Annotated in this window: 1 protein-coding gene; it reads left to right on the forward strand. The window is 49.7% G+C overall.

The window, feature by feature from the left end; all coding sequences use genetic code 11:
* Positions 1-16 precede the first annotated feature (16 nt).
* Positions 17-362 (forward strand): group II intron maturase-specific domain-containing protein (locus tag GBM95_RS12120; protein WP_319643772.1); only part of this gene is annotated, 346 nt, incomplete at its 3' end.

Raw genomic sequence — 362 nt, forward strand, 5'->3', positions numbered from 1 at the left:
CCGATACGCAGACGACATGGTGATCTTCTGCAAAACAAAGAGGGCCGCAGAACGAGTGTGCGCATCAATCACAGAATTTATCGAGAAGAAGCTCCTGTTGAAGGTTAACCGAGACAAAACCAAGGTTTGCCACATCGCGAACAGCGAGTTGAAATTCCTTGGGTACGGTTTCTATTACGACAGAGCAAAGCATCGCATCCTGCCGAGGCTACACCGGAAGACAAGGGCCAAATTTAAGAAGGCAGTTGAGGAGCGGACTCAGCGCACAACGGGGAAAAGTCTGAAGGACTATACAACCGACCTGAGGAAGTACATCATCGGCTGGTTCAACTTCTATAAGCTGGCGCAGTTCAAAGGTTGGG

The organism is Sutterella seckii (assembly GCF_009183815.1).
Taxonomy (GTDB): domain Bacteria; phylum Pseudomonadota; class Gammaproteobacteria; order Burkholderiales; family Burkholderiaceae_F; genus Sutterella; species Sutterella seckii.